The organism is Vibrio satsumensis (assembly GCF_050337435.1).
GTDB lineage: Bacteria > Pseudomonadota > Gammaproteobacteria > Enterobacterales > Vibrionaceae > Vibrio > Vibrio satsumensis.
Genome location: NZ_JAKJSX010000008.1, coordinates 324,700 through 350,942, shown reverse-complemented (window position 1 = coordinate 350,942; position 26,243 = coordinate 324,700). Strand labels below are relative to the sequence as shown.

Annotated in this window: 27 protein-coding genes; 14 read left to right on the top strand and 13 right to left on the bottom strand. The window is 43.9% G+C overall.

Annotated elements, in window-relative coordinates; genetic code table 11:
* Positions 1-59: 59 nt before the first annotated feature.
* The 3 genes from L4C44_RS12480 to L4C44_RS12470 all read left to right on the top strand — a co-directional run bounded on the left by L4C44_RS12480 (position 60) and on the right by L4C44_RS12470 (position 4,637).
* Positions 60-734: a YoaK family protein gene (locus L4C44_RS12480; protein WP_146490914.1), complete on the top strand. Its 675-nt coding sequence runs from the start codon at positions 60-62 to the stop codon at positions 732-734.
* 228 nt (positions 735-962) lie between these two features.
* A complete protein-coding gene (locus L4C44_RS12475) occupies positions 963-2,333 on the top strand; it encodes a YjiH family protein (RefSeq protein ID WP_428805156.1) in 1,371 nt (456 codons plus the stop codon).
* 432 nt (positions 2,334-2,765) lie between these two features.
* Positions 2,766-4,637, top strand: a complete 1,872-nt coding sequence (locus L4C44_RS12470) for a methyl-accepting chemotaxis protein (protein WP_428805155.1) — start codon at positions 2,766-2,768, stop codon at positions 4,635-4,637.
* A gap of 118 nt (positions 4,638-4,755) precedes the next feature.
* Here the strand turns inward: L4C44_RS12470 and L4C44_RS12465 are convergent, their stop codons facing one another.
* A complete protein-coding gene (locus tag L4C44_RS12465) occupies positions 4,756-6,150 on the bottom strand; it encodes an alpha-amylase family glycosyl hydrolase (RefSeq protein WP_428805154.1) in 1,395 nt (464 codons plus the stop codon).
* Between the two features lie 283 nt (positions 6,151-6,433).
* A complete protein-coding gene (gene ppiC / locus L4C44_RS12460) occupies positions 6,434-6,712 on the bottom strand; it encodes a peptidylprolyl isomerase PpiC (protein ID WP_017062750.1) in 279 nt (92 codons plus the stop codon).
* Between the two features lie 284 nt (positions 6,713-6,996).
* Here ppiC and L4C44_RS12455 point away from each other — a divergent pair, with 284 nt between their 5' ends.
* Complete coding sequence (locus L4C44_RS12455) at positions 6,997-7,911, top strand: chemotaxis protein (RefSeq protein ID WP_048662365.1); 915 nt, start codon at positions 6,997-6,999, stop codon at positions 7,909-7,911.
* Positions 7,912-7,983: 72 nt separating this feature from the next.
* Here the strand turns inward: L4C44_RS12455 and L4C44_RS12450 are convergent, their stop codons facing one another.
* From L4C44_RS12450 to hutW, 4 genes are all read right to left on the bottom strand, one after another.
* Positions 7,984-8,541, bottom strand: a complete 558-nt coding sequence (locus L4C44_RS12450; RefSeq protein ID WP_428805153.1) for an ATP:cob(I)alamin adenosyltransferase — start codon at positions 8,539-8,541, stop codon at positions 7,984-7,986.
* Between the two features lie 162 nt (positions 8,542-8,703).
* Entirely contained in the window at positions 8,704-9,234 is a 531-nt protein-coding gene (gene hutZ, locus L4C44_RS12445; protein ID WP_004731858.1) for a heme utilization protein HutZ, read from the bottom strand.
* Between the two features lie 119 nt (positions 9,235-9,353).
* Entirely contained in the window at positions 9,354-9,875 is a 522-nt protein-coding gene (hutX, locus tag L4C44_RS12440) for a heme utilization cystosolic carrier protein HutX (RefSeq protein ID WP_428805152.1), read from the bottom strand.
* A gap of 34 nt (positions 9,876-9,909) precedes the next feature.
* Complete coding sequence (gene hutW, locus L4C44_RS12435) at positions 9,910-11,319, bottom strand: heme anaerobic degradation radical SAM methyltransferase ChuW/HutW (RefSeq protein ID WP_428805151.1); 1,410 nt, start codon at positions 11,317-11,319, stop codon at positions 9,910-9,912.
* Between the two features lie 161 nt (positions 11,320-11,480).
* Here hutW and L4C44_RS12430 point away from each other — a divergent pair, with 161 nt between their 5' ends.
* The 6 genes from L4C44_RS12430 (at position 11,481) to L4C44_RS12405 (ending at position 16,408) form a co-directional block, all read left to right on the top strand.
* Entirely contained in the window at positions 11,481-12,296 is an 816-nt protein-coding gene (locus L4C44_RS12430; RefSeq protein WP_428805150.1) for an energy transducer TonB, read from the top strand.
* 2 nt (positions 12,297-12,298) lie between these two features.
* Positions 12,299-13,000, top strand: coding sequence for a MotA/TolQ/ExbB proton channel family protein (locus L4C44_RS12425; protein WP_428805149.1), 702 nt, complete (start codon positions 12,299-12,301; stop codon positions 12,998-13,000).
* On the top strand, positions 12,997-13,410 hold the full coding sequence (locus L4C44_RS12420) for an ExbD/TolR family protein (protein WP_017067951.1): 414 nt from the start codon (positions 12,997-12,999) through the stop codon (positions 13,408-13,410). The genes L4C44_RS12425 and L4C44_RS12420 overlap by 4 nt, the downstream gene beginning before the upstream one ends.
* A gap of 165 nt (positions 13,411-13,575) precedes the next feature.
* A complete protein-coding gene (locus tag L4C44_RS12415; RefSeq protein ID WP_428805148.1) occupies positions 13,576-14,463 on the top strand; it encodes a heme/hemin ABC transporter substrate-binding protein in 888 nt (295 codons plus the stop codon).
* A 125-nt stretch (positions 14,464-14,588) separates the two neighbouring features.
* A complete protein-coding gene (locus L4C44_RS12410) occupies positions 14,589-15,626 on the top strand; it encodes a FecCD family ABC transporter permease (RefSeq protein ID WP_428805147.1) in 1,038 nt (345 codons plus the stop codon).
* Positions 15,626-16,408 (top strand): heme ABC transporter ATP-binding protein, encoded by a 783-nt coding sequence (locus tag L4C44_RS12405; protein ID WP_285953772.1) that lies wholly within the window; start codon positions 15,626-15,628, stop codon positions 16,406-16,408. Before L4C44_RS12410 ends, L4C44_RS12405 begins: the two co-directional genes overlap by 1 nt.
* 395 nt (positions 16,409-16,803) lie before the next feature.
* Here the strand turns inward: L4C44_RS12405 and L4C44_RS12400 are convergent, their stop codons facing one another.
* Entirely contained in the window at positions 16,804-17,265 is a 462-nt protein-coding gene (locus L4C44_RS12400; RefSeq protein ID WP_004731875.1) for a TetR/AcrR family transcriptional regulator, read from the bottom strand.
* A gap of 530 nt (positions 17,266-17,795) precedes the next feature.
* On the opposite strand from L4C44_RS12400, the gene L4C44_RS12395 reads away from it, so the two are divergent.
* Positions 17,796-18,095, top strand: a complete 300-nt coding sequence (locus L4C44_RS12395; RefSeq protein ID WP_146490926.1) for a YfcZ/YiiS family protein — start codon at positions 17,796-17,798, stop codon at positions 18,093-18,095.
* A gap of 36 nt (positions 18,096-18,131) precedes the next feature.
* Here L4C44_RS12395 and L4C44_RS12390 read toward each other — a convergent pair whose 3' ends face one another.
* Positions 18,132-18,434: a DUF1496 domain-containing protein gene (locus L4C44_RS12390; protein WP_428805146.1), complete on the bottom strand. Its 303-nt coding sequence runs from the start codon at positions 18,432-18,434 to the stop codon at positions 18,132-18,134.
* Positions 18,435-18,535: 101 nt separating this feature from the next.
* Between L4C44_RS12390 and L4C44_RS12385 the strand changes: the two genes are divergently transcribed.
* Positions 18,536-19,135: a hypothetical protein gene (locus tag L4C44_RS12385; protein ID WP_146490928.1), complete on the top strand. Its 600-nt coding sequence runs from the start codon at positions 18,536-18,538 to the stop codon at positions 19,133-19,135.
* 102 nt (positions 19,136-19,237) lie between these two features.
* Here L4C44_RS12385 and L4C44_RS12380 read toward each other — a convergent pair whose 3' ends face one another.
* Positions 19,238-20,344, bottom strand: coding sequence for a 1-acyl-sn-glycerol-3-phosphate acyltransferase (locus L4C44_RS12380; RefSeq protein ID WP_428805145.1), 1,107 nt, complete (start codon positions 20,342-20,344; stop codon positions 19,238-19,240).
* Positions 20,345-20,519: 175 nt separating this feature from the next.
* On the opposite strand from L4C44_RS12380, the gene L4C44_RS12375 reads away from it, so the two are divergent.
* Complete coding sequence (locus tag L4C44_RS12375; protein WP_428805144.1) at positions 20,520-21,146, top strand: AraC family transcriptional regulator; 627 nt, start codon at positions 20,520-20,522, stop codon at positions 21,144-21,146.
* A 178-nt stretch (positions 21,147-21,324) separates the two neighbouring features.
* On the opposite strand, the gene L4C44_RS12370 is transcribed toward L4C44_RS12375, so the two are convergent.
* Positions 21,325-21,810 (bottom strand): hypothetical protein, encoded by a 486-nt coding sequence (locus L4C44_RS12370; RefSeq protein ID WP_428805143.1) that lies wholly within the window; start codon positions 21,808-21,810, stop codon positions 21,325-21,327.
* A gap of 27 nt (positions 21,811-21,837) precedes the next feature.
* Positions 21,838-22,359: a nicotinate-nicotinamide nucleotide adenylyltransferase gene (locus L4C44_RS12365; RefSeq protein WP_017067428.1), complete on the bottom strand. Its 522-nt coding sequence runs from the start codon at positions 22,357-22,359 to the stop codon at positions 21,838-21,840.
* 109 nt (positions 22,360-22,468) lie between these two features.
* Between L4C44_RS12365 and nadE the strand changes: the two genes are divergently transcribed.
* Positions 22,469-23,299, top strand: coding sequence for an NAD(+) synthase (nadE, locus tag L4C44_RS12360; protein WP_146490931.1), 831 nt, complete (start codon positions 22,469-22,471; stop codon positions 23,297-23,299).
* Positions 23,300-23,397: 98 nt separating this feature from the next.
* Here the strand turns inward: nadE and L4C44_RS12355 are convergent, their stop codons facing one another.
* Positions 23,398-25,254, bottom strand: a complete 1,857-nt coding sequence (locus tag L4C44_RS12355) for an MOSC N-terminal beta barrel domain-containing protein (protein WP_428805142.1) — start codon at positions 25,252-25,254, stop codon at positions 23,398-23,400.
* Positions 25,255-25,384: 130 nt separating this feature from the next.
* On the bottom strand, positions 25,385-26,158 hold the full coding sequence (locus L4C44_RS12350) for an EAL domain-containing protein (RefSeq protein WP_428805141.1): 774 nt from the start codon (positions 26,156-26,158) through the stop codon (positions 25,385-25,387).
* Positions 26,159-26,243 lie beyond the last annotated feature (85 nt).

The following is a 26,243-nucleotide window of genomic DNA, read 5'->3' as shown; positions in this document are numbered from 1 at the left end:
TAGCGTATCTTTTCGCTAGCGTTATAATCTGCTCCTCTTTTTAACCCAGGGTGAACAACATGATTTCTAAGCTACCTCGCTGGGTTGAATACGGCGCCTTACTGTTAGCAGGCCTTGCTGGCAGCGTTAATGCAATCGGCTTACTCGGTTTCCAACACCAAGCAATCTCCCACATATCGGGCACCATGTCTTTACTAGGCAGTAGTCTGCTCACACCAACTTCGGCTTCTGTCCATCTCCTGTTGGTGATCATGAGCTTTATGTTCGGTGCAGCGTTCAGCGGGTTCTTTATTGAAAATCAAGCACTGAAGCTAGGCCGCCGTTATGGTGTTGCTTTATGTATAGAAGGTGGATTACTGTTCTTGGCACTATGGGCACTGTTGCAAGGCTACACTTCAGGCCAGTATTTCGCTTCAGCCGCGTGTGGTTTGCAGAATGCGATGATCACCACTTACAGCGGTGCAATCATTCGAACAACACACATGAGCGGGATCATTACCGATCTTGGGATAATGATTGGCGCACGCTTAAAGGGGATGCCCTTTGACCGCCGAAAAGCCAAGTTGCTGATGTTCATTGTGGTTGGCTTTCTGTTTGGTGGTTTAAGCGGCGCATGCCTGTTTCAGCGCTTTGAAATTTTAGCGTTGGCTTTCCCTGCCTCTTTCGCCTTCATTATCGCATTTAGCTACTGGGTCTACCTGACCTATCGAACTGAATCCTCAATCAATTTATAAATACCTGGCAATATATCCTCAAACTACGTAACATCCGCAACACTTTATTCTAAACTCTTAATGAGTTGCAGAATAACCAGTGTGAATACTTAGCGATATTTGATGAATAGTATTGCAAGCGATATTAATACTGGGTAATCTTGCACCCAATGAGAAAATACGGACGTTTAGTGAATAAAAATGCCAAGGATGTGGCTTTTTTACGTGTAGAAATTCGAGAACAATAACATGTCTAACAACACGAATACTGCTCAAACAGAGAAATCTAAAGGCAGTTTCTGGGTTTTCTTAATCCCATCATTGATTGGTTTATTCCTTTTCATGGCACCAATCAGCTACCAAGGCGATCTCACCATCCCTGTAGCGATCTTAGCCAAGTCAATTCAAGCGGTTTTCGGTGAGTACCTAGTCTCTATCATCACTGCGATCGTCGCTTTCATGTCTGTAGCTTCCGTTTTAAGCACCATTTTCAAGCCTACATTCATTACATCGAATTCATTTTTAAACGGCCTTTTCAACCCATCTCCACTGTGGTTGTTGGTTCGTTTGATTGGTGGTGCTGCGGCATTCATGGCGTTCTTCCAAGTTGGCCCAGAGTTTATTTGGGAAGAAAACACCGGTGGTTTAGTGTTAGAAGGCCTGCTTCCTACACTGTTCTCAGTATTTATCTTTGCGGGTTTGCTACTGCCTCTTCTACTTAACTTCGGTTTACTAGAGTTGTTTGGCACCCTGTTAAGTAAAATCATGCGCCCAATCTTCAACCTACCAGGTCGTAGTGCTATCGACTGTATGGCTTCTTGGTTAGGTGATGGCAGCGTTGGTATCCTTCTTACCAGCAAGCAATACGAGAAGAAATTCTACACTCAGCGTGAAGCTGCTGTTGTTGGTACGACTTTCTCGGCAGTATCGATTACATTCAGCCTAGTGGTCATTGCACAAGTAGAGTTGGAACACTTGTTCCTGCCTTTCTACGCAGCAATCTGTCTGGCGGGTATTGTGGCTGCGGTAATCATCCCTCGCCTTCCGCCACTAAGCATGAAGAAAGACACCTTCATTGATGGCAGCAAGCCTCACAAAGACGCTGACGCAATCCCTGCGGGTCACTCAACCTTCTCTTGGGGTCTTGAGCTAGCGGTAAATAAAGCATCTCAAGTGAAGTCGGCTAAGTCTGTATTTGGCGAAGGCGTTCGTAACGCAGTTGATATGGTATTTGGTGTTCTGCCTGTGGTTATGGGGTTGGGTACAATGGCGCTAGTTATTGCGGAATACACATCTGTGTTCTCAATCCTAGGTCAGCCTTTCATCCCATTCCTAGAGCTACTTGGTGTACCTGAAGCCGTTGCTGCATCTGAAACCATCGTTGTTGGTTTTGCGGATATGTTCATTCCTGCGATTCTTGCCGCTTCTATCGACAACGAGATGACTCGCTTTGTTATTGCAGCAATGTCAGTAACTCAGCTGATTTACATGTCTGAAGTAGGCGCTCTGCTTCTAGGCAGTAAGATCCCAGTGAACATCTTGGAACTGTTTATTATCTTTATTCTGCGTACTCTAATTACGCTTCCAGTTATCGCTGGTGTAGCTCACCTAATATTCTAAATTAGATGCTACTTATATAAGTAAGCAGAGATAATTATAAGCCTCACTTTTGTGGGGCTTTTTATTTGCACGAAATATATACACATTGTTATTTAAAGTGTAATCGACACATTAGTTCTGCATATCATTTAATTTCATATCTTTTATTCACCCTTCCTCTTTTTAATAGAAAACTTAGCGCATAAGCACTCAATTAATACATTCTTAATTCCCCCTTAAACTCCGTCTAGGCTCATTCCCCAACTCATTGAACAAAAAAACAAAAGTAGCAAATATGTAATTAATTGAATTTTGCATTGTGTGGGTTGTTGTATTTTTGTAGTCTATTTTGTGAATTTACATTCAAGTAATTTTCAATCTAGTCGATATATATAATTACAAAAACACGATTAACTTTAGTCTTCGCAAAGCCTGTGAGAAGGGGAAAACTCAATGAAATTTAGCCATAAGGTGGTTGCTGCATCATCAGCCTTGCTGCTAGTGACAGTATCATTGCTTTCAATACAACAACTTTACACCGTAAGAAGCGCTGTAGAAAACCACGTCAATGCGAGCCTGAAAGAAATGGTCTCTGGCGTTAAAAATACCGTCGAATCAGAGATGAACGCCAAGAAGGCACTGGCTCAATCGACGACTGAAGTCATCGAGATCAACCCTGAAGATCGCGCTTACGTAAAAGAAATCTTAGAAAAACCAAAGCTTAAAAACAGCTTCCTAGCGGTTGGTTTTGGTTATGAAGCCAACGGTTATGTCATTGAAAATGATGACGGTTGGGATGCAGGTCCAGATTACGACCCTCGAATTCGTCCTTGGTACATTGATGCTAAATCCAAAAACAGTTTAGTTGTGACTGCTCCTTATGTGGATGCATCAAGTAAGAAAGTCATCATATCAGTGGGCACACCAGTTAAAGACAACGGTCGTTTCACTGCGGGTATGTTCTACGACCTAGAATTGACGAACCTTGCAACCTTGGTCAACCAAGTGAACTTGTTTGATGCGGGTTACTTATTCCTAGTGACAGCCGACGGCACAACGATTGCTCACCCAAATGCTAAAAACAACGGTGAAACACTTTCAAGCTACATGCCACAAACGACTATTCGTGAAGGTTCTCAAGAGATCGAAGTCGACGGTAAGATGTTCCTAGTTAACTTCACGCACATTCCAAGTGAAGATTGGTACATCGGCGCTATCCTAGATGAAGAGATCGCTTACCAAACGGTCGAAGACTTGAAACACAGCTCAATGATCTACTCGTTGATTGCAGTTATTCTCAGCATCATTGCACTGACTGTTCTGATTCGTGTATTGATGCGCCCACTGGATGCGCTTAACCAAGCAATTCAAGATGTAGCGAGCGGACAAGGAGACCTAACTAAACGTCTAGATACCAACACAGACAAAGAGTTCTCTGACCTAGCGAAAGGCTTCAACACCTTTACCGAAAACCTGCAAAATCAGATCATTCAATCGAAAGCGATTGGTGTTGAGATTAAACGTGGTACAGAAATCACGGTAAAAGGCGCAGGCGAATCAGCAAATGCGATGAACACGCAGCTGCAAGAGCTAGAACAGCTAGCAACTGCAATGAACGAAATGGCAGTGACTGCAACAGAAGTAGCAAACAACGCTCAGGGCGCAGCAGCAGCAGCTCGTGAAGCAGACGAAGCAACGCTAGACGGTACTTCTGTCGTAAGTGACACGACTCAAGCCATTGATAACCTCTCAGCGCGTATTGATCAAGCCGTTGCAGAAGTACAAGTACTTGAATCAGCAACAGCAAACATTGAAACGATTCTTAAGGTAATCAACGACATTGCAGACCAAACGAACCTACTCGCATTGAACGCAGCGATTGAAGCAGCGCGTGCTGGTGAATCTGGTCGTGGTTTCGCAGTCGTTGCCGATGAAGTTCGAACTCTGGCGCAACGTACTCAAGAGTCAACCACTGAAATCCGCAACATGATTGAGCAGCTCCAAGCGGGTGCAAGCTCAGTATCGAACGCGATGAACCAAAGTAAAGACACGGCTACTGACGCCGTAGAACGTGCTCAGCAAGCGAACTCTTCACTTGACCGTATCCGTGACGCGATTCAGCGCATCTCTGATATGAACATTCAGATTGCTTCAGCTGCAGAAGAGCAGAGCTTGGTAGCGGAAGAGATCAACAACAACACTGTTAAGATCAAAGACCTTTCAACACAAGTATCAAACGCGGCTCAAGAGGCGAACACAGCAATGCAGGTACAAACGGACAATGTTCGCCAACAAGACGAGCTACTGAACAAGTTTACGGTTTAACCGCCTTACCGTTTAACTAACACTCTGTTTAGTAAAGAATAAATAGCTTCATATTAAAAGCCCCGCTTACTGATTGTCAGTAACGGGGCTTTCTTTTCAATCTTTTCTTTCTAACCGATTAGACATAACTCGTGGTCGTCAGCATCATGCACTGGTTAGGCTCAACCTTAATGGTTAAGTCCTTACCAACACAGTCGAACACCTCTCCTGACAACAAATCGGTCACTGCGCAAGTCCAATTTAATGAGGCTGTTTTGCTTCGTTTCGACTTGTTGATCACCACAATGCCTTTATCACCACGGACAAACACCAGTAAATCATCATTCGCTTCAACCACACGCATCGCTTCGCCATGAACATGGTTATGGAATTGAATCATGTTTTTCATGTAAGGCGCTTGCCAGTCATTAAGCCAGCGAGGCTGGCCGTTCTGATCCAGAATACCACTGGTGCTCAGCTCACTGTAAACAAGCGGCACACCGCCATCTCGACCAAGAATGAAAGCATGAGCCAATCGCTCATCGACTTCATCCATCACATGCTCCAGAAACACCTCGTTGTTCGGAATATCATGGGTTACCGCAAACGTGATGGCTCGCATGTTCGATAGTGCTTGACCGAAACAGTAGGGGTTGATCAGTGATTTAAAACTACCCTGCTCTTCAAAGGCTTTGAAGATGGTATTGAACAGCGGGAAATCATAAGCGCCTAAGCGAGTGTGTTTGAGGTATGGTTCAAGGAACAGCTCATACTCTTCTTCCGTCGCACCGCCATCAGTAATGATCTCGCCAAAGATGTGCATTTCTTCGCAGATATCGTCAGTCCACACCTTACGCAAGTGTGACAGTGTCATGTGTTTCGCTGCATCGATACGAAAACCTTTCACACCAATCGCTTTTAGAGCTTTTAGGTACGCTCGCTGCTGTGCAACCACATTATCGTTGTCTAACAGTGTTGGTAAGCCCGGATCACTAGCTCCACCAGTAATACGCCCGTTCTGAACTTCCCATGTGTCTTTCCAGTTCTTGATACCAAACGCTTCCACGAAGTCGTTTTCATCAAATAATGGTTTAGAAAGATCACCAAACAAGCGGATGGATTCGTAATAGTCAGCCTCTTTTTGATAAGACGCCATGTCTTGCTGATTGGGATACGTTAAATCGCTGCGGATACCTGATTCGTTGGCCATGTGATTAAACACTACGTCTACATAGGTACGAAGCCCGTGTTGCTTTAACGTGTTCACCATCGCAGTGAAGTCTTGCGTGTCACCCAACTGATTATCAATCACACGATAGTCTTGTGGCTGATAGCGTTGCCACCATTGAGTACCAGAATCTCGGTCGTAGCCTTTAGGGCCGCGCAGCGATTTCATCGCCGGTGATACTAAAACAGATTTATAACCCAACTCTTGGATAAGAGGGGCGTTCTTCATTACGTCAGCGTAGCACCAGTCAAAGGCATGCAATATGACATCCGTCGCTGGGTTGCTTAACATAGCTGAACTCTCCATGTTGTTCTCCTACCAAACTCGTTTACAGCTTTCTAGATAAATACAAAGGCTAAAAGGCAAAGCTGCATAAATTTCCTCAAGAATGGCATTTATTATATGAGTTACTCATTAAAAACCCTCCTCCTCCTACCAATTACTCACGGTGGATAGTTGAGGGCGTAGCACCAATTATCGCATAACGTCTGGGATGAACACTCAGCCATTGTGCTTTTAAATGCGCAAAAAAGTCACAAAAAAGGAGCGTATATACGCTCCTTTTATTCAATCTATCACATATTTATTGCTAAGTTCTGTAAAGAACTTTAACCACATGCCAACCAAATTTTGTTTTTACAAGATGTGGTACAAGCGTCTCGCCAGAGAAACACACCTTATCAAACTGAGGCACCATTTGACCTTTTTTGAACTCGCCCAGGTCGCCGCCCTTTTTACCAGATGGACAGGTTGAATGTTTCTTTGCTAGCGTTTGAAATTTAGCGCCCTTTTTAAGCTGCGTCATGATGTCTTCTGCTAGTTCTTTATGCTTCACCAAAATATGAAGCGCTGCTGCTGTTCTTGCCATGATAATTCTCAGTTTGTTGCTGCCAGTTTACTTACGACGGTTGCTTAGAACATCGCTAATGAACTGACTGTTGTAAATCTGTTTGCCGCTAGCGACTTATCGAAATAAATTCATCGACAGCCAGCGTTTAGCGTGATTTTAACCCAAGAACAGCTATTCTTCACTCTATAACCGAAAACAACTGCCTTAAAGGCCATTAAAAACCGTATCGCGACTTGCTGCGGCTTCCATTTCCCTTTAAATTAATCCTTATAAATTAAGCGCGTATTAAGTAGGAGCCACTTATGGCCAAACCGATCAGTAAAGCGAGTCAGTCACAGGGAATGTTGATGTTCAAGTTATCCCTTACTCAAAGTTTTGCGATTGGCACACTTAAGGTCAGAGAAATCGTCCCTTTTCAACCGATGACTCAGATCCCCTACTCCCATCATCACGTGATTGGTACGGTGACTATCCGCGACCTTACGGTTCCAGTCATTGATATGTCCGCTGCGATTGGCTTCCGCCCGATAACACCCGCTGAATACCAAGATTGTGTACTTATCGTCACCGACTGTTTAAGAACAGTTGTGGCGTTCTTGGTTCGTTCGATTGATAAAATTATTGAATGTGACTGGAAGAGTATTGAATCTCCACCCACCAGTGTGGGTCGCAATGTCTTTGTAACGGGAATTACACGCTTTGAAGACCGTATTGTACAAATGCTCGACGTGGAACTGCTGCTTTCTAAGATCTACCCAGATTATGAGAATGCGCATATCCCGATGCTGACCGATGTAGAGAGAGAGCGCCTCAAAGCGTTGAACATCTTACTAGTGGATGACTCTTTGATTGCGCGTAAACAGTTATCTGATGCCTTAGACAGCATCAACATCCCTTACAGCATTTGTAACAACGGCTTAGATGCCATTGACCTAATGCGACGCCAAGCCAGTGCTGGCAATGCCATTGATCTCCTCGTGAGTGATATCGAGATGCCGGGATTAGATGGTTATGAGCTTGCATTTGAAGTGCAGAACGACAGTGCTCTAAGTCACGCTTACTGTATTTTGCACACATCACTATCCAGTGAGATCTGTGTTGACCGTGCCAATCAGGTGGGGGCACATGAAGCGCTTGAGAAGTTCAATGCGGGTGAGTTAATCGAAGCCATGCTACGCGGCGCAAAAGTCTTAAACGACGCTTCCACGGCTGCTTAAACCCTGTCTTAAAAGCTAAACCACCTTTCACTTTGGTTTAGCTTCCTACATGCCAAATCATCTAACGCTCGGTTAAGACTTTTTCGGCATTGGGCTCTTTGGCATGGAATAGCTCTTACTCACGAACTCCACTTCCTCAACCTTTTTGACGTGATTGGTATAAGACGCCAAGGCATAGAGTGTATTCGCAACTAAGTTAGCGTATTTATAAAGAATCGGATCCGGGGACTTGTTACTTTCATGGTGCTCAATGCTCACCAAAGCTCGCACCACTTTCTTAGCCTGACAACGACACAAGTGAAGTTCGCTCGACACTCGGTTCCCACCAGGTAAAACAAACCCTTTGAAACCACCTTCTAGCTGATCGCGAATGTGATGATAATCTTGCTTGAGCTCGACCAGTTCGGATTCAGTGATCGCTAATTTCCCACGTACTGAACCATTTAAATGATAGATGTTCGGTTGTAGGCGTTGCAAGATCTCGCGAACTTGTGGTTCCAACTCCAATGAAAGAACCAATCCAACTCGGCAGCAAAGCTCGTCCGACAGAATCTCAAAATCACAGACAGGACTGTCTTCATAAATAAACGGGTAGCAGAACTCGTCCCAATCTCGACTTACTGGTTTCACGTATCGATCCTTACACATAAATATTAATCAGACGCCAATATACCAAACTCTTTGATTGAGTCTGAGTTTATTAGCTCAAAGACCCGCAGTTTCCCTGTTTGATAATGAGATAGCAAAAAGCCCTCACATTGGAGGGCTCCTAAAGAAATCGATTAAACGAAATTATTCGTTAGACACTTTTTTGTGGCCTTCTTGCAGGTGAACGAAATCTACAAGGTCGTCACCCGATACTTGGTATGCCTGACCAAAGCCTTTTACGAACAGGCCGTTCTCTGCTTTAAGGTTGAACAGAGAGAAATCTTGAAGCTGGCTCAAACCATCGATGATCTCGCCGAAACGCTCTTGCATCTGGCCAATCACTTGAGTCCAAAGTTCCGTTTCACGTTCTACAACACTCGCTTGCGCATCAAACGTTAGACGCTTACGTGCGTAAAGCTGCTTCGAGCTCTCTTCGTCTTCAATCATCATCAAAGACACTTGAGGGTTTGCTTTCAAGTTACGAGCATGACGAGCAATATCAGAAATTAGAACAAAGTAACCTTCTTGGTTCTGAACGAAAGGCGCGTAACTTACGTTTGGGCGGCCTTCTTCATCAACCGTTGCAAGTTGAAGGGTACGGCGCTCTTGACGAAACTCTTTGATTTCTGGACCTAGGCGACCTTGTAGACGTTCTTGTTTTACTTGCTGTTCCATGGGTAATTCCTTTATTCACTTTCTCTGATTTATTATTTTTGCTCGAGGTTGAGCGATCATTAGCGAACTAAACGATCCTCGAGCAATGATGTCTTATTAACTATTACTGCTGATTCTGTTTAAGCTTGTGCTTTTAGTGCTTTGAAGCGTTCTACTTGGTCGGCAATAAGCTCACGCTTTTCGTTTCGGCCTAGGTAGATCTTAAAAATGTTCTCGCCCGTTTCACTGAAAAAACCGAAGTAATGACTTTCACGACCCATGAACGCCTTGCTCACCAAACCGATATGTTTAACGTTGTCGAGTTTCAGGTGACCATGCAGCTCGCCTTCTTTACCCATCAGGTTGTAGTAACCACGCGCTACTTTACCTTTAGGGAACGGTGCTTTTACTTCGAAGATTGAGCCGAATGAATGCATAATTGTGGTCACTGGGCCCCAACCGACTAAGCCTTCTAGAATCTCTTGGGCACGGCTGCCATCTAACATCACCGCCATGTCGTTTGGAAAAGCAGCAACTACTTCAACTTCTGAAACGCCTAGCTTCTCAGCAATAGCAGTAGGAAGCAGTTTTGGTTCTTCTTCTAGAATGCGTGCGACACGTTGTTCTAGGGTTTGTGTCATTTCTAATGTTGTATCTGTCATTGAATATGTGTCCGTATAAACTAAAAATTCGATATTAAGCGTGCTTCAAATTTGCATGCGGGCGTACGCCCGAACCTGACGCTTTAGGCGCTGGGTACATAGCTTGGCATTCAGCGTTAAGCACCTGAATTACACTCTGTGCTAGGCTTACCGCCCAAAAGCTGCCAGCTATAGTCAGGCTCAGATAATCTTCCGAAAGCTCAACTAAACCGTTCTTTTTCCAATGCGCGAACAGAGGCTTTAGGTAGTCGAACGTGTCTTGTCCCATAAAGCTCGGTAGCGCACTTCTTCTAACAACACCAGAATCAAAGCCTGCCTTTAATGTCGAGAAGATTGGCTCTAATGAGCTTTGCTTCGTCATCATGGCAATCGGCAACTGACCTTGTTTTATAGACTCCATGTAGCTGTCTAAAGTTCGATGTTGCATCACACCGTGGCCGCCAATGTTGCCACCAGCACCACAACCAATTGGAAGCACCTCGGCATAAGTTTTCGCTAAGCTGTTGTAAATGCTGCGTTCGCGGTTATCGCGAGTCCAGTGATTCACGCTCAGCTGCTTAACCTTGTGCTTAGCCATGAATTCAACACCCGCCAGGTACATGCTCGCCTTATCAGGCGTATTGGCCGGTGGTGGGATTTTTCCTTTCTCAACAAGATTAAGCATAGGTGCACTGCCCGCAACGATCAGTTGGTAGAGGTCAATACCATGTGCGCCAGTAGACATGTAGTCTTCTAAATCTTGTTGGAACACTTCCATAGACTGGTGCGGTAATCCGTATAGCAAATCAAGAACGATGGGCGCTTGCTCTGTACGACTTAGTGAACTGATACGTTCTAAAACAACCTCTCGGTCATCTAGGCGCTTAGCACTGCGTCGAACTTGAGTGTTGAAACTTTGAATACCGAATGAGAAACGATTGAAGCCACCTTCAAGCGCACGATCAAACATCTCGTCGCCAAATCGATTGATGCGCCCTTCCAAGGTCATTTCCACATCGTTTGCCAGTGGGAAATATTGGCGAATAGCCTTACCTAACTGTTCGACTTGTTGAGGAGACAAGTCAGTAGGTGTTCCACCACCAATGTAGACGGCGTGAAATAATCCAGACTGAGCCCAAGGCGTTTTGGCTTTTTGCTTCAACTCAACCATCAGCGCATCGAAATATTCATCCACTAATTTGCGACTTGCAGCATTTTGGAAAAAGTTACAAAACGTACAACGCACACGACAAAAAGGAATGTGGATATACAGGCAACGTTTATCCTGTTTTTTCCCTTCACTTAGCATCAGTTCATCAAAGAGCTCTAACTTCTTACTGGGGTCGACCGGAATTGAACTTCCTCCGGCGTGGGCAGAATGCTTTTTCGCAAACGCAAAACGAAGCGGATCAGGGCTAGAAACACCCAAAATTGATTCGTCAAATTTATAAATATCAAGACTCATATAATCTCTCTAAACACTTACATAGCAAAGCCTGGAAGACTATTCGCTAAAAACTGAGAGAATCATAAATACACGCAAATGATAATGCAATTGATAATTGATCTTATTTAGATTCTAAGCAATAATCCGATACAGAATTTTGATTTGGTAAAGGATTGATTGTGAACGTTCCTAGATATGTTATTGCAGGCGGTGCATCGTTAGTGATTCATGCAGCGTTATTGTTTGTCGCTCAAGAATCCAAAGTATTTGCGATGCCTGCAGGTAGCCAATCGAACACGGTATCGATCAACTTCACTCCTAAGAGCGTTCCCTCACAAGCTCAGCAAAAAACAACCACAGAGCCAGTTGAACCAGAGCCAATAAGAGAAAAGGTCTCACAAGCCGAACCTAAACCTGTCGAACCAAAAACGGTTGAGCCAAAGCAAGCTAAGCCAACCCCAAAGAAAAAAGCGATCACCAATAAGCCTCAGCCAAAGAAAGTTGAGAAGAAGGTTGTTGAGAAAAAGCCCGTTCCAAAGAAACCGGTGACTGAGAAAAAGGTGGTTAAGAAAGAGCGTCCAGACCTAAAACCAGAACCAAAGTCCAAACCAGCCACTCAACCAGAGAAACTGGCCAACAAGAAAATCGATAAGAATATGGACGAGTCAGCCAACCGGCCTCAGGAAGTAAACCAAGGCGTATCAAACCAAGAGCCAGTTTTGGTCACTAAACCTTCGTTCTCTGCGCGCCCTACCCCACCGAATTACCCTCGCCAAGCAAGACGTCGTGGCGTTGAAGGTGTCGCAACTTATGAGATCTGGTTAGACGCAGAAGGCAAACAAATTAAACAAGCATTAGTAAATTCATCAGGCGCACTAATGCTCGATAACGCCGCTTTAGAAGCCATTAAACAATGGAAATTCTCACCTCACACTGTCAATGGTCGAGCGATTGCTCACCGTGTACAAATACCTGTTCGTTTTAGGTTGGATTAATCATGCAACAAATCAGTTACTTACAAGATCAACTTGGCTTAATGACTTGGCCTCTTCTTATCTGTTCAGCGCTAACAGCAATGATCATCGCAGAGCGTGTATTCCAAGTCATGCTCAGCATTGGTGTGGGCAAACGTGCGATTCGTCGTGAGCTAAACCAAATCTCACCAACCAACAGTAAAGAGATTGAAGCGCTTGCTCAATCGATTTCAGGTAAACGCCCGCTACTGTACAAGGGCGTCTCAATGTTGCTTGCTCACCACTCTTTCTCAAAAGGGTTGCGTGAAGATGCAGCTGGCATTTGGCTACAAGAAAAACGCCACCAGCTCCATGCAGGTTTAAGACTGCTTGGTTTGATTGGCGTGATCAGCCCACTCATCGGTTTGCTTGGCACAGTACTTGGTCTTATTGAGATGTTTAAAGGTGTTGCCGCGACAACAGGCAGCATTACACCAAACGATCTGGCTGACGGTCTTGGCTTAGCAATGAGAACCACGGCAGCAGGTTTGATGATTGCACTTCCTGCTATCTCAGGGGCGCAGCTACTAGGGTTATGGGCCGATCGAGTGCTAGCTCAACTGGAGCATACATTGAACTATGTGAATGTGTGGTTAGAAGGCATGTCGATTCAAACCAATCAGTCCGGCGATGTGAATAGCACTACCGTAAACCAAGCTTCTACCGGTGATGTGAGCCAAGCATGATTAAAACGCCCAACTCATCGAACACGCAAAGCCTAGCGCCGGACTTAACGCCGCTACTCGACATCATTTTTATCGTGATGGTTTTTCTATTGCTTACGGCATCGGTAAAGCTGGAATCGCTAGAAGTTGAACTGCCAAGCTCGGATGTCAAAAACGTTTCTGAAGTCCACAAGGATTCGATTAGCGTCAATATTTTAGACCGCGAACCCTACTGGGCAATTAACGGTCAAGAATACATCGACTGGGAAAACTTCAAGATTGCCCTGTTAGAAGAGACTGGTTCAACGGATAAAAAACCGATCATCATTGGCGCAGATAAAGCCGCCAACGTGGAGAACCTAGTGAAGTTGCTTTCCTTCCTTCAAGAGAACGGAATACCAGCGACTCAACTGCTCACGGACGATGGTTAGAACAACACTCAATTTTTATGAAGCCTAGCGTTTATGAAATTTGGCTCCTGATAGCTAAGACCAAATAGACAGAACTAAGCCTCTCTATCTATTCGAACTCACAATGCGAACGGACTGCTCACTGAGTATCTTCGCGATACAAAAAGAAAATATAAAGAACTTATTATGAACAACTTAAACGTGCTCAATAAATCAAAGACCAAGACACATCTCCTTTCAGTTGCCGCTATGAGCTTGGCACTTAGTGCACCCGCAATGGCCAACGATGCTGAACAACCTCGAATCATCAGTGCCGGTAGTGCTGTTACTGAATTGGTTTTGGCATTAGGTGCTGAAGAGCAGTTGGTCGCGATTGATGTAACCAGCCACTTTCCTCAAGCAGAAAACCTGCCAAAGATTGGTTATCACCGAAACCTGTCTGCGGAAGGCTTACTTGCCCTAGAACCGACCACGTTAATTGGCTCAGATGAAATGGGACCAGACAACGCTATGTCTCAATTGAAATCAGCGGGTGTCGATGTAGAGATCGTCAATACCGAAGCGAATGTTGAAGGGCTATTAAAACGTATCGACCAAATCGCTAAGATTACCCATACCGAAGCACATTCACAGCAAGTTAAAGCTGAAGTAAATCAGAAGATTGCTGCACTGAAAGCAAACCAAGTACCAAGCAACGAAGCGAAGAAGGTGCTTTTCTTATTGCTGCATGAAAGTCGCCCTGCGAACGTTGCCGGTGGTGAGACTTCACCAAATGCGATCATTGAATTGGCTGGCGGTGTGAACCCTGCTGCTCAAAGCCTAACGTCTTACAAGCCACTGTCGATGGAGTCACTGGTAGAAATGCAACCCGATGTGATTCTAGTCAGTGGCCGTAGCTACCAAAAAATGGGCGGTGCTGATGCCATCCTGAAATCGTTGCCTATGTTAGCGGCAACTCCTGCAGGTATGAACAAGCAAATCATTACCGTTAATGGCAGTGCTTTGGTTGGAGGGCTTGGTCTTGAAAGCCTTTCTGAAGCGAAGCGATTAAACGCACTTATCTATCCGCTATAACTTATCTACCCGCTATAACTCAACTACCCTATTTTTACTGTTGCTTGCTTAATACTCATCACCGTCTCGCTTTTTGCGAAGTCGGTGATAAGTATTGAAGCGGGTGATAGACATTGAGGCTCTTTATGTTGCTACGATCCGTCCCACTGAAAACATCGATGTTAGGCCTAGGAGCTACCTTACTCTTCGTCGCGCTGTACTCGATCACTGTTGGGCCAATGAACATTAGCTTGGCTGACAGCGCAGCCAGCCTGCTCCAACCAAATAATGACTTAGCACCTCACATCAATTTGGTGATTCAAGAAATTCGCTTACCTAGGACGATATTGTGCATACTAATCGGCGCAATTCTCGCTTTGTGTGGCGCGGTCATGCAGGGCTTGTTTCGAAATCCACTTGCCGAGCCAGGAATCATCGGCGTTTCTGCCGGAGCCTCATTAGGTGCAGCATTAGCCATCGTGCTTTTCTCTGAGCTTTCACTGCAATACCCCGCTTTCATGAACTTTGCAGCAGTGCCTATATTTGCCTTTTTAGGTGGAGCCTTAACCACGCTGCTGGTTTATAAGCTAGGTACGGGAAAATTCGGTACTTCAGTCACCATCATGTTGTTAGCAGGTGTAGCGATCAGCGCACTCTCAGGCGCAGGTATTGGCTTCTTGAACTTCATTGCTGATGATCAAATGCTGCGTGATCTTTCATTATGGTCAATGGGTTCATTAGCGGGCGCGAAGTGGTCAGGTATTTTGCTTGCGGCTGTCACTCTGGGCGTACTATTTATTGTCTTCTACCGTCAAGCAATGTCACTGAATGCCCTGTTACTTGGCGAATCAGAAGCACAGCATCTTGGTATCCCAGTACAGAAGCTTAAGCGAAGGTTGATTCTACTGACTGCTGCAGGCGTTGGTGTCACGGTTAGCCTATCTGGCATGATTGGCTTCATCGGCCTTGTTATCCCTCATTTAGGTCGCATGTTAGCTGGCCCAGATCACCGAATTCTGTTGCCCCTTTCAGCAGTACTAGGTGCATTACTATTAACAGCTGCAGACATGTTCTCACGCGTGGTACTTGCACCAGCAGAACTGCCTGTAGGCATTGTCACTGCAATCATCGGTGCTCCATTCTTCTTGTACCTTCTATTTCAACAGAAAGGGAGAATCCTTTAATGTTTCCTTCAGCGTTAAAAGCGACCGACATCGAAGTGAAGTTCGGTAGTAAAGTGATATTAGATGGTGTTTCTATTGAGATTGAAGCAGGAAAGGTAACCACACTGCTTGGGCCAAATGGCGCAGGGAAAAGCACTCTGCTTAAAGCGTTATGCCAAGAGATTTCGAGCAAGGGTGATATCCAATATTTTGGACACACCAAAGATAAGTGGCCTTCGCATAAGTTGGCAAAACATTTGGCTATGCTTCCTCAGCACAGTACCTTGACCTTCCCATTTTTGGCACACGAAGTTGTTGAGCTTGGTGGGATCCCCTTACAAGAGTCCAACAAGAAGCTCACCAACATAGCTGGCCAAAAAATGGATGTTGCTGATGTAACACACCTAAGTGAAAGGCTCTACCCTTCGCTATCTGGCGGTGAAAAACAGCGAGTTCACTTGGCTCGAGTGCTAACTCAGCTTCATTATTCTGGCGATCAATGTATCTTGATGCTTGATGAACCAACATCTGCACTGGATCTTGCCCACCAGCACAACACCTTAAAGATCGCGAGAGATTTAGCCGACAACCAAAATGCGGCCGTAATCGTAGTGCTACATGACTTAAACCTGGCCGCTCAGTACTCCGACCGACTCGTAGTACTAAAAGATGGTCACTTAGTTTGCGATGGCAGCCCTTGGGAGGCACTTCAACCTTCTATGATTGAGGATGTATACGGCTACAAAAGTATCGTCGAAAAACATCCAACCATGAGCTTCCCTCAGGTTCACCCCGCACAATAGACTCGATTTAGAACCCACTCATTTTGAGTATTCGTTCCTAATAACAGTTAAGTCACTCTAAGCCTCGATTTTCTCGAGGCTTTTTATTGGCTCATAGCCTCTCTCCCGTCTTAAACTCCATTTTATTAGCAACCATAGCAATGAACTCCAAAACGTCCCACTCCGAGCGTTTGAGGCTCTAGAAATCAACAATATCAGTTAGTGTTGCTTAGTTTTTAGCAACTAAGGTTGAATATAAGAGGCAAACGTAAGCATTTAAAAAGAAAAGAAATAACTTCAATTGGAACTAAATAAAGTTAGCGGCAGCGGAGTGAGAACGAGAGAAAAAGAGCGAGATAAATGAAATTGCAGGCACAAAAAAAGCCCCCTCAGGAGCTTCTTTCATTGTGTATTGATTATTGGCTCATTCGAATCAATGATTTACCAATCAACCACTCTAGTTCTTTACCGCTTGTATCGCCAAACTGAGTTTCAGTCAGCTTGTATAGACGATCAATACCGTTTGCAGCGAACTCATGAGCACTCTCAGCAGTAACGATATGATGGAAAAGTAAACGTAAGATTGCTAGGAACTCAGCGTCTTCAAGTGCTGCAACCCAGCTAGCTGAAAATGCGTCAAGGCCATTTTCGAAGTCAATGTGTTCCATGAACATCTTGAAAATACGACCGTCTAAAGCAGCAGTAAAATCCGTTTTCTTTGGAAAGTGATGACTAATACCTGTACGAGAAACGCCTGTTTGTTGACTCAACGTCGTGTATGACATCTTGTCGTAACCTAATCTCAATAGCTGGTCTACAACGGCATCCATGATCTTCTGGATCGTGATTTCTGTATCTTCTTTACTACGCTTTGGCATATTCAGGCTCTTCTCTTTGTAAATCCATCTAACTCAATCAAATGAAGTCAGAATGAAAATCGTTATCAGCATTATGTGAGCAAGGTATTTTTTCGCAAGTATTTATAACTAAATTCACACAAATACTATGTACGAACAATTTTACAGTGATGTCTCTTTGGACACTTTGTCTAATTATTCTTCGAAAATCACCTTACAATCCTAAGTCGATAAGTTTAAATAACTACTTAGAATATGAAATACCCAACGAAAAATTCATTGTATAAATACCTATCAAGCGATAGATAGTCTTATAAAATCATTCCTGGCGCAACTAAGTGAATGATATTCTGACAAATTAATAACATTCCTTTTCAACAAAACGTGAGGTAAATCACATACATATTTATCGGCGCGAATGTAGATATTCATTAAGCACCTTAACAAACAACATAGCATACCAGTACAAATTAGTTCAAAGGTTTTAATTTTTGTAGATACAGTTCAAATTGCTCGTTAGAATAACCTCAGACTTTGTAAGAGGATTATTTATGAGCCAAGATATTGGTAACAATGATGTATGTGAGGCTTGCGGTTGCGCAGGCGAAATTGGCTTCATCATCAAAGAAGGCGACGATGTTGCTGAAGTAACGGTTTACGGTAACTCTAAAACCCTTATTGAAGCTGAATTCGCTAAGTATGTTGAGTTAGCAAAGCAAGTGTCTAGCAATGTTGAATTTGAAGCATCAGAGATGACAGAAGAAAGCACAGAATTGCACGCACGCTTTAAATTTGAAGTCAGCGCCGAGAAGATTATATTCGAACTTAAGACTCGCTCTCTAGCGCGTTAATATAAGCACCTGTACACATACAATTAAAAGACGAGTTTACTGCTCGTCTTTTTTTATTATTTCAACCCAACCTAGAGCACCATTAGTCTCAAAGCCATTTTCAGCCGCACATTTAATTACAACACCTGATACCTCAACGACAGCACCAACACTATATGCCTTATCATTGTAATAACAAACTCGTTGCTGTGAACCACTCTGAGTGACGATGACTGCCGCCTTGGCTGGCGTTGATATTATTTTATTAGCACTTGCTGATATTGAACACAGCACCGCGGATAAAATCACAAAAATTTTCAAAATTTTACGCTTTATTCGAATCAAAGATCTACCTTTCATTGTCTCTTAATCCTTTTTACCTACCAACAAATGAGTAAAACACTATGCGAGGATAATTTTTTCATTATAGTGTTAACGTCTATCGTAATAAGAAGCCCATTATGCTCCGAATAATTGCACTTATTATTGGTTCTTTAACCATAACAAATGTGACTGCAGAACCACTCGATCAGTATCAAATATTGAACCATCTGGATAATTACGGAAACTTATATTTACGAAATAAGCCTTACACCTCACTACCCACTGGGTTAATCGTTGATGGCAATCTAAATATAGAGAACACCGCGATCACTCGCCTGCCTAAAGGCTTAGAAGTTAACGGTAGCCTCAAAGCGTCTAACAGCCAGCTCTCTCGAGTTGCGACTGGAGTTAAGATAAAAGGCTACGCCGACTTAATTGGCAGTCAGATTACCAGTTGGCCACGAGGAGTAAGAGTGGGCGGATTTATTAACCTCACAGACACTCCACTTCAGAGGCTACCCAATGGCTTTAGAGTGAAAGGAGATCTGAGCGTGATTCGTACGCCTTTGACAGAGCTACCAAACGGGATAGTCATCGATGGCGACTTATATATAGGTGGTTCTGGGGTCACAACGTTTCCCGAGACCATGACAGTAAAAGGCAATATATACCTAGGTGGCAACAACGTTACGACTTGGCCAACAAACCTAGAACTCGGTGGCGCCGTCGCTCGATAGTTCAACCTAAACTTTAGGTCTTAAAAGCAGATGACCAGCAACAAAAAAGGAGCCTAAGGCTCCTTTTTCAGTTCCATCAATGAACTTGTTTGCTAACACTCATTAGCCGATATTCTTCACAGGGTTCGCATAGCTATCGATCAAGTATTGACGAGCGCCTTGTGGCAAAGTCGATAACTTCTCTTCAAACTCTTGCTTAACCGCAGCTGTAATCGACTCGTCTTCTCTTTCCGCTGCTAGCAAGTTAACTGGGAACAGTTTGTAGTTATCGTGGATCTGACGATCAATCTCTTCTGCAAGCGCTTCTGGCGTATCAAAACCTTGGTCGATAACCTGACCGAAACCGACATGAACACGACCTTTATTACCGATGATACCTTGAATGATACTTTCGATATCTTCAAATTCACCCTTTTCGTAACTGCCGTTTACGTCTTTTTCAAAAAGCTCTATCGCTTTAGCCATATCACATGGGTCATTCTCGTAAGAAATAGCCACAGGAACGATCTTCAATGACTTCACGTATTCAGGGAAAGCAATTTTTTGTTTACGTCCTTCAACGTGAAACATTTTCAAGATTGCTGGCTCGGTAAAATCGTTACCGTCTTTAGCGCGACCTTCCTTTTGAGCGATCCAGATTGAGTTACCCGTTTCTAGAGAATGCTTAATATAAGAAGACAGCTGCCCTAGTGCTTTCATCATCTCACGCGGTCCTTTCAAAGAACGCTTTACGATGAAGCTCTTGTTTAAACGCATCAATTCCGTCGCACATGGCTTCTTCAGCAGGTTATCACCAATAGCGATACGACAAGTCTGATGATTATTTTGATGCAGAGCGTAGTTTACCAACGCAGGATCCATAGCAATGTCACGATGGTTTGATACAAATAGATAAGCTTGATTCGCATCCAGTGACTCGACACCAGTGTACGTTACACCTTTAGTGGTTTTCGCTAGCGTGTCACGTAAGTACTTTTTCACTTCAATCTGAATGGATTCAACGCTGGTCAGCTTGCTCCATTTCATTTTTAAGTACACGCGCAAAATCGGACTCATTAATGCTTTGAACCAAGACGCATGGTTTGAAAAACGGTAGTGCAAGATTGCACTGATAAATTCTTCATCATTAATAAGACGGTTTAGTGCCGCTGGAATTTCATCATCGCCGTAAGGACGAATATCAACATATGGATCGGTTGGAGAGGTCATTTTTTCATTCATATAATAAAAAGCTGGCTCATTCTACGCGTTGTTTTGACTTCTCGCAGCTACAGAGCCCATACTTTTGACAAGGTCAGACCAGAAACATCGAAAATCCCCTGTTATTGTTGGCATTCTTTAAGATTAACGGTAATCTTGACGCCCCAAAATTAAGGTACTATCTATGAACTTCGCTATTGAATATACATCGGCTTACTTTTTACACTTGGTGATCACACCACGCAAGAAAGTACTTAAGCATAGCCTTGTATCGGTTCAAAGTGGCTTGGTTTTGATAAAGCTAGGTAAACAAGAGTATGCCGTTGAACCAGGACAAAGCATCTGGATTCCATATGACTGCCTAACATCATTGACCTACTTTCCAAACACTCAGGTTAACCGCGTCGACTTTTCTGTGCGTTTGACGGATTCATTCCCTAGACAAGCGGGCTACATCACGCAAACAAACCTCTCTTCTGCGTTACTGGAAAAATTAGAGCTAACCAAAGCTCGTACTTCAAATGCCAACAATACCGAGCAAGCATTTAAAGATATGCTTTCCGTATTGAAGCAAGAAGTATTAGCGTTTAAACCACTGCTTTGTGAAAGTGCTTTGTCTCAGCGATTCAATCAATGGAACATTGATGACTCAAACCTACCGCAAGAACACACCTTAGTGATGGTAATGCGCGAGGCGAAGAAGCGCATGCAATCTGGTCAGAAACGCGCACTTGTGATTGATGATTTGTTCTCAGGTAAAGAAGAAGAGTTCGAACAGCTGTGCATGCTAGTGTTCGGTGAAGACCTCTAGGCAAGGAGAGCCAGCACCCGTTCTTCACTCACTAGACTAGTGATGCCGAACTTCAAGTCACTCTATCACCCAAGTTTTTGAACCAAGCTAAAAACACTAGATGCTAAAAAGCCGCAAAACTCAGTTTTGCGGCTTTTTTAATTCTTAAAATTTTAACGTAGATTAACTATCTAACAGTCTAGAAAGGCAATTCAACCTGCATCATTAAGTCAGCGTCTCGCGAGTCATGCCAACGATAATCAAAGCGCATGCGCGGTTGCCCTTCCACTTTCTCACCAAAACCGATGCTGAGTTGAAGACCATGATTCATCAACCACTCTTCAGTCGACATATCATACTGTTCATCTTCAAGATCTTCTGGAAACCACATACCCAAACCAACATAGTTTGATTCAATGCTTTGTGTCAGCAATGGCGTGTCTTTACTTTGAAGAACCCAGTCAGACCAATAGTCCGGTGTGCTTTCTGGTCCATCATCACTCAGCCCACTGATTTCCATCATGCGCTGACCGAAAGATTCAAGGCTTGTAGAGAAATCTAGACAGCTATTTTCATCATCAGAGGTCAGCATGATCGAATCTAAACTAAAAAAGTCACACTCAGCATGAGCAGGTAAACTGCATGCTGCAATGATCATCGTCGCTGGTATCGCGCGCTTTAGCATAGTCCTCTGACCTCTTGATTAGTGAACTTACATTATCTGATACAGTCCACTATCTTGCAACATCTTTGTAACTGACTTTGTACTCAGTTTTGCCACATCGCTTCCACTTATCAACGCATTACGTATGTCTGTGCTACGAATTTTGACTTTTTCAGGGCAAGCCATTACAGACCACTGCTCGGTAATCTCATCTGATTTATAGAAAGATGAGAACTTAAAGAAGTTATCTGGGCCAATAACAAACGTCAGTTCAGCGTCACGATGTAACTTTTGAAGCTCACTGAGCACTGCATAAGTCGTTACGCTTTCACCTGGAGTAAATAGGCTCTTTTCGATCAAAGAAAGCTCCACTTGATCCAGTGAAAGATCGCTAATAAATGCGTTAACTAACTGACATCTCGTATCAAAGTCTAGCATCTCTTTTCCCCAAGCATGGGCAATACTTGGAACCAGTAGAATTTTGTCAAAGTGAGCCAATGAATCAATCACACTTTTGTGCCCTAAGCTCGGTGGATTAAACGCACTACCGAAAATGGCTATTTTTTCCATTATAAATTACTGCCTTCTCTTTCTAAGCTTGTGCAAAGAGGTTTTTAAATCAGATGATTTAGGTATGATAACACTAGATTTTTAATTTGCTTGCAGGAAAGGAATACGAATGGAACAGTTAATTCGTGACGAAATGCGCGTACTACCTTCAATTGACCCTCACTTCGAAGTGACTCGTCGTGTGGACTTTATCAAAACGAAACTTCAGCAGTCAGGCTGCAAGTCTCTGATCCTTGGTATCAGTGGCGGTGTGGATTCGACAACCTGTGGTCGTTTAGCGCAAATGGCAATCGACGGCCTAAACGAAAGCACTGGCAGCAACGACTACCAATTTATCGCCGTTCGCCTACCTTACGGCGAACAAAAAGATGAAGACGAAGCGCAGCTTGCTCTGTCTTTTATTCAGCCTTCTCAATCTGTTTCCGTAAACATTAAAGCAGGCGTTGATGGGCTGCACGCAGCATCGCACGTTGCGCTTGAAAATACAGGCTTGCTACCAACAGATTCAGCAAAAATCGACTTTGTGAAAGGTAATGTGAAAGCTCGCGCTCGCATGATCGCACAATACGAAATTGCGGGTTACGTTGGCGGCCTTGTAATCGGCACCGACCACTCAGCGGAAAACATCACAGGCTTCTACACTAAACACGGTGATGGCGCATGTGATTTAGCACCTTTGTTCGGCCTGAACAAACGTCAAGTTCGTGAACTTGCTGCAACTCTGGGTGCTCCGGAGCAACTTGTTAAGAAAGTACCGACCGCGGATCTCGAAGAGCTTGACCCTCAGAAAGCGGATGAAGCTGCACTGAACCTTTCTTATGACCAAATCGATGATTTCCTTGAAGGTAAAGAAGTACCTCAAGACGTATCCGATCGCTTAGTGAGCATCTACAAAGCAACACAGCACAAGCGTCAACCAATCCCAACGATCTACGATTAATTTTTGAATTAATCTCAGAACCCAAAAGGCCGGAAGTTCATTTTAGTGAGCTTCCGGCCTTTTCTATTTAGTGCTTGTCCTTTTGACCTAACGAGTCGTTAATCCACAACTTCGATATCAGTTTGAGGCACACTGCAACACGCCAGTATCTGCCCCATGTTGCGCTCATGCTCTTGTAATGCAGGCACATCAGGTTGGTGAACTTGCCCAGACTCAAGGGTCACTTTACAAGCGCCACAGAAACCAGCACGACAGCTAGAAGCGATAGACACACCGGCCGACTCAGCTTGCTCTAGCAGGGTTGATTGGTTATTACCTTCAAACAGGTAACCGTTCACACTTAACTGCAGTTGCTTCACAGCCTCTTCAGTAGACTGAGCAACACCAAACGCTTCTTGGTGGTAGTGCTGAGGATTAAGCCCCATTTGAATCAACAATTTCTTGGCATTATCCATGAAGCCATCAGGGCCACACACGAAGGCCTGACGTCTGTGTAACTCTTCAATTTTAGCGACATGAGACACGCTCAAACGTCCAGATAAACCATCCCACTCCTTAGCTGGTTGGCTTAGCGAATAAATCACACGTAAACCTGTATGCTCGTTGGCAATCTTATCGATCTCAGCTTGATAAGGAATGTCTTCTTCGCTGCTGCATTGGTGATAGAAAACCACATCATCAATCTGACCGTGATCAGCTAAATAACGAAGCATCGACAACATAGGCGTAATCCCACTACCTGCAGATAAAAGTAGTAACGGATGCGTTGGATTTTCTTCTAAATAAAAAGCGCCATCTGGGTTTTGAGCAACAAGCGTATCACCTACTTGGAAGTGATCATTGAGCCAGTTTGAGATTTGACCATCGTCCACTCGCTTCACTGAAATCGCTAAACGACCCGCTCGAGATGGGCTAGACGATAGCGTGTAACGACGAGAAACCTTCTCGCCATTAATCACCATCTCAATCGGTAGATGTTGCCCAGGCTGGTAACTTGGTAGAGAGTGGTTCTCTTTCGCTGGCTCTAGCCAGAAAGTTGTAAAGTCTCGAGCGATCTCTTCACGCTCAACACAGGTTAGATGCAGTGACTCAACCCAAGTGTCTTCATAGTGTTCTTTCTCTTTGGTTTCGAGTACTTCAACCACGTCACCCGCTTTAACTAAGCCTTCATTTTTAGCCACAAGATTCTGACCAAAGAAAACGCCACCGCGCTCATTGGCTCGGAATGTAGAGAAGGTATTAAGCGGCTCTTTTGTTGCTCTAAATTCGCCACTCTCAACATCGACTGTCGTTAGGATACAGCGCTCACAAGGCTTGACCGCTTCGAATTCAACCTCACCAATTCGAATGCGCTTCCAACCATCTTCAGCAAAAGCTTCAGTATTAGAAACCACAAAGTTAGTGCGGAACTGGTCCATTGAATGTGTTTCTGGGCTACGGCGATTGAGTTCATCAAGAGAGGCTTGGCTGATCACCAATATTGGGTAGCCGTCGGCAAAGCTCACATTATGACCGAGCTTTTCGCGAACACGATTTGATTGCTCACCACAAAAGAGCAGTTCTACGCGAACATCCAACACGTCACTGAACCAATCATCGGCCTCGTCGTTGGTGGTATACGCCGTAAAGCTGTCTTTCCACACCGTTGCTGGCGCTTCCTGCATCTTGAAGTTCGCATAATTTAGTCGCAGCGGGTCTTTGCCTTCATAAGTGAAAATCAAGCCGTCTGGTTGCAAGCTTGAAGATACCTTGACCATCTTCGGGTACTTACGTGCCGTGACCATTGAGCCGTCAGCCAATGCCAACATAAAACGTCTGTCGAAGGTAAGGCCTTGTTTTTCGACCCAAGCAGAAGAGAGCGAGATGCCGCCCACTGATTTAACGGGAAATACATTGATTTGAGATAGAGAAGGCACTTGCTCTAAAGCCTTTTGATCTGACGGTAGCTGCGACATAACGATTCCAATGTTTTGTTGTTTGTCCCAATGCTAACAAATGGTTATAAATAGATAAACTGGCAGGCATTAAACACTTGATGCTCAGTACTCTTCCTGTTCAATAAACATAATGACCACTGCACTATATTTAAGGAGATGAGCAGTATGCTATATGTTTTTTTGACAACTGATTCAGTGAGCCCGGTTTGCCCAAATAATATCCTTGAAAATAAGCTATGCCCTGCGACTTTGCAAAACGCAGATCTTCATGGTTTTCTATACCTTCTGATAACAATTCGATCTGATACTTTCGAGCTAAAAATCTGAGACGCCCCCAAAAAGCCGAATGCTCACTCCTGTTTCTCATTAAAGACCTATCAATCTTTAACACGTTTGGTTTAACTACACTAAGTAGAGCTTCACCAACGTTATATCCGCTGCCATAATCGTCTAACGCAATCTTAATCCCAAGGCCTCGACATACTCCAAACTGTGAGACCATCCGTTTCTTATCTATACCCTCTGGGTATTGTTCATTTTCTGTAAGCTCAATCCAAAGGGTGATACCTAACTTATTGCATGCCTGCCAAATTGGGTAAATATCACGAATAAAAGTAAAGCTCAAAACATGTAATGGAGAGATATTAATCGTTAGAAACTCTATATCAGTCTTACGAGACAAAAGCTCTTTCGACACAGCGAATAAGAATTTTTGTGTAAACCATGCAATCTTCTCAGAGTCTAATAGACAGCGGATTGACGATTCAACGTCATGCCCTCTTTCCCAACGTAATAGAACCTCAGCACCGACAGTTCCATTGCCATTAGTTATCGGTTGAAAGACAGGGTAAAACAATCCCTGGTCAACATCTTCAATAAGTGCTTCGGCTTGCAAATTTTCAGACAACATGCTCGTATTCATAAACAAACCTCTTTTTGTGATTGATCGATACTACAGATCAATAGATGGCAATGTTTAGCACGAACAAATCACATGTTGCTTTGAA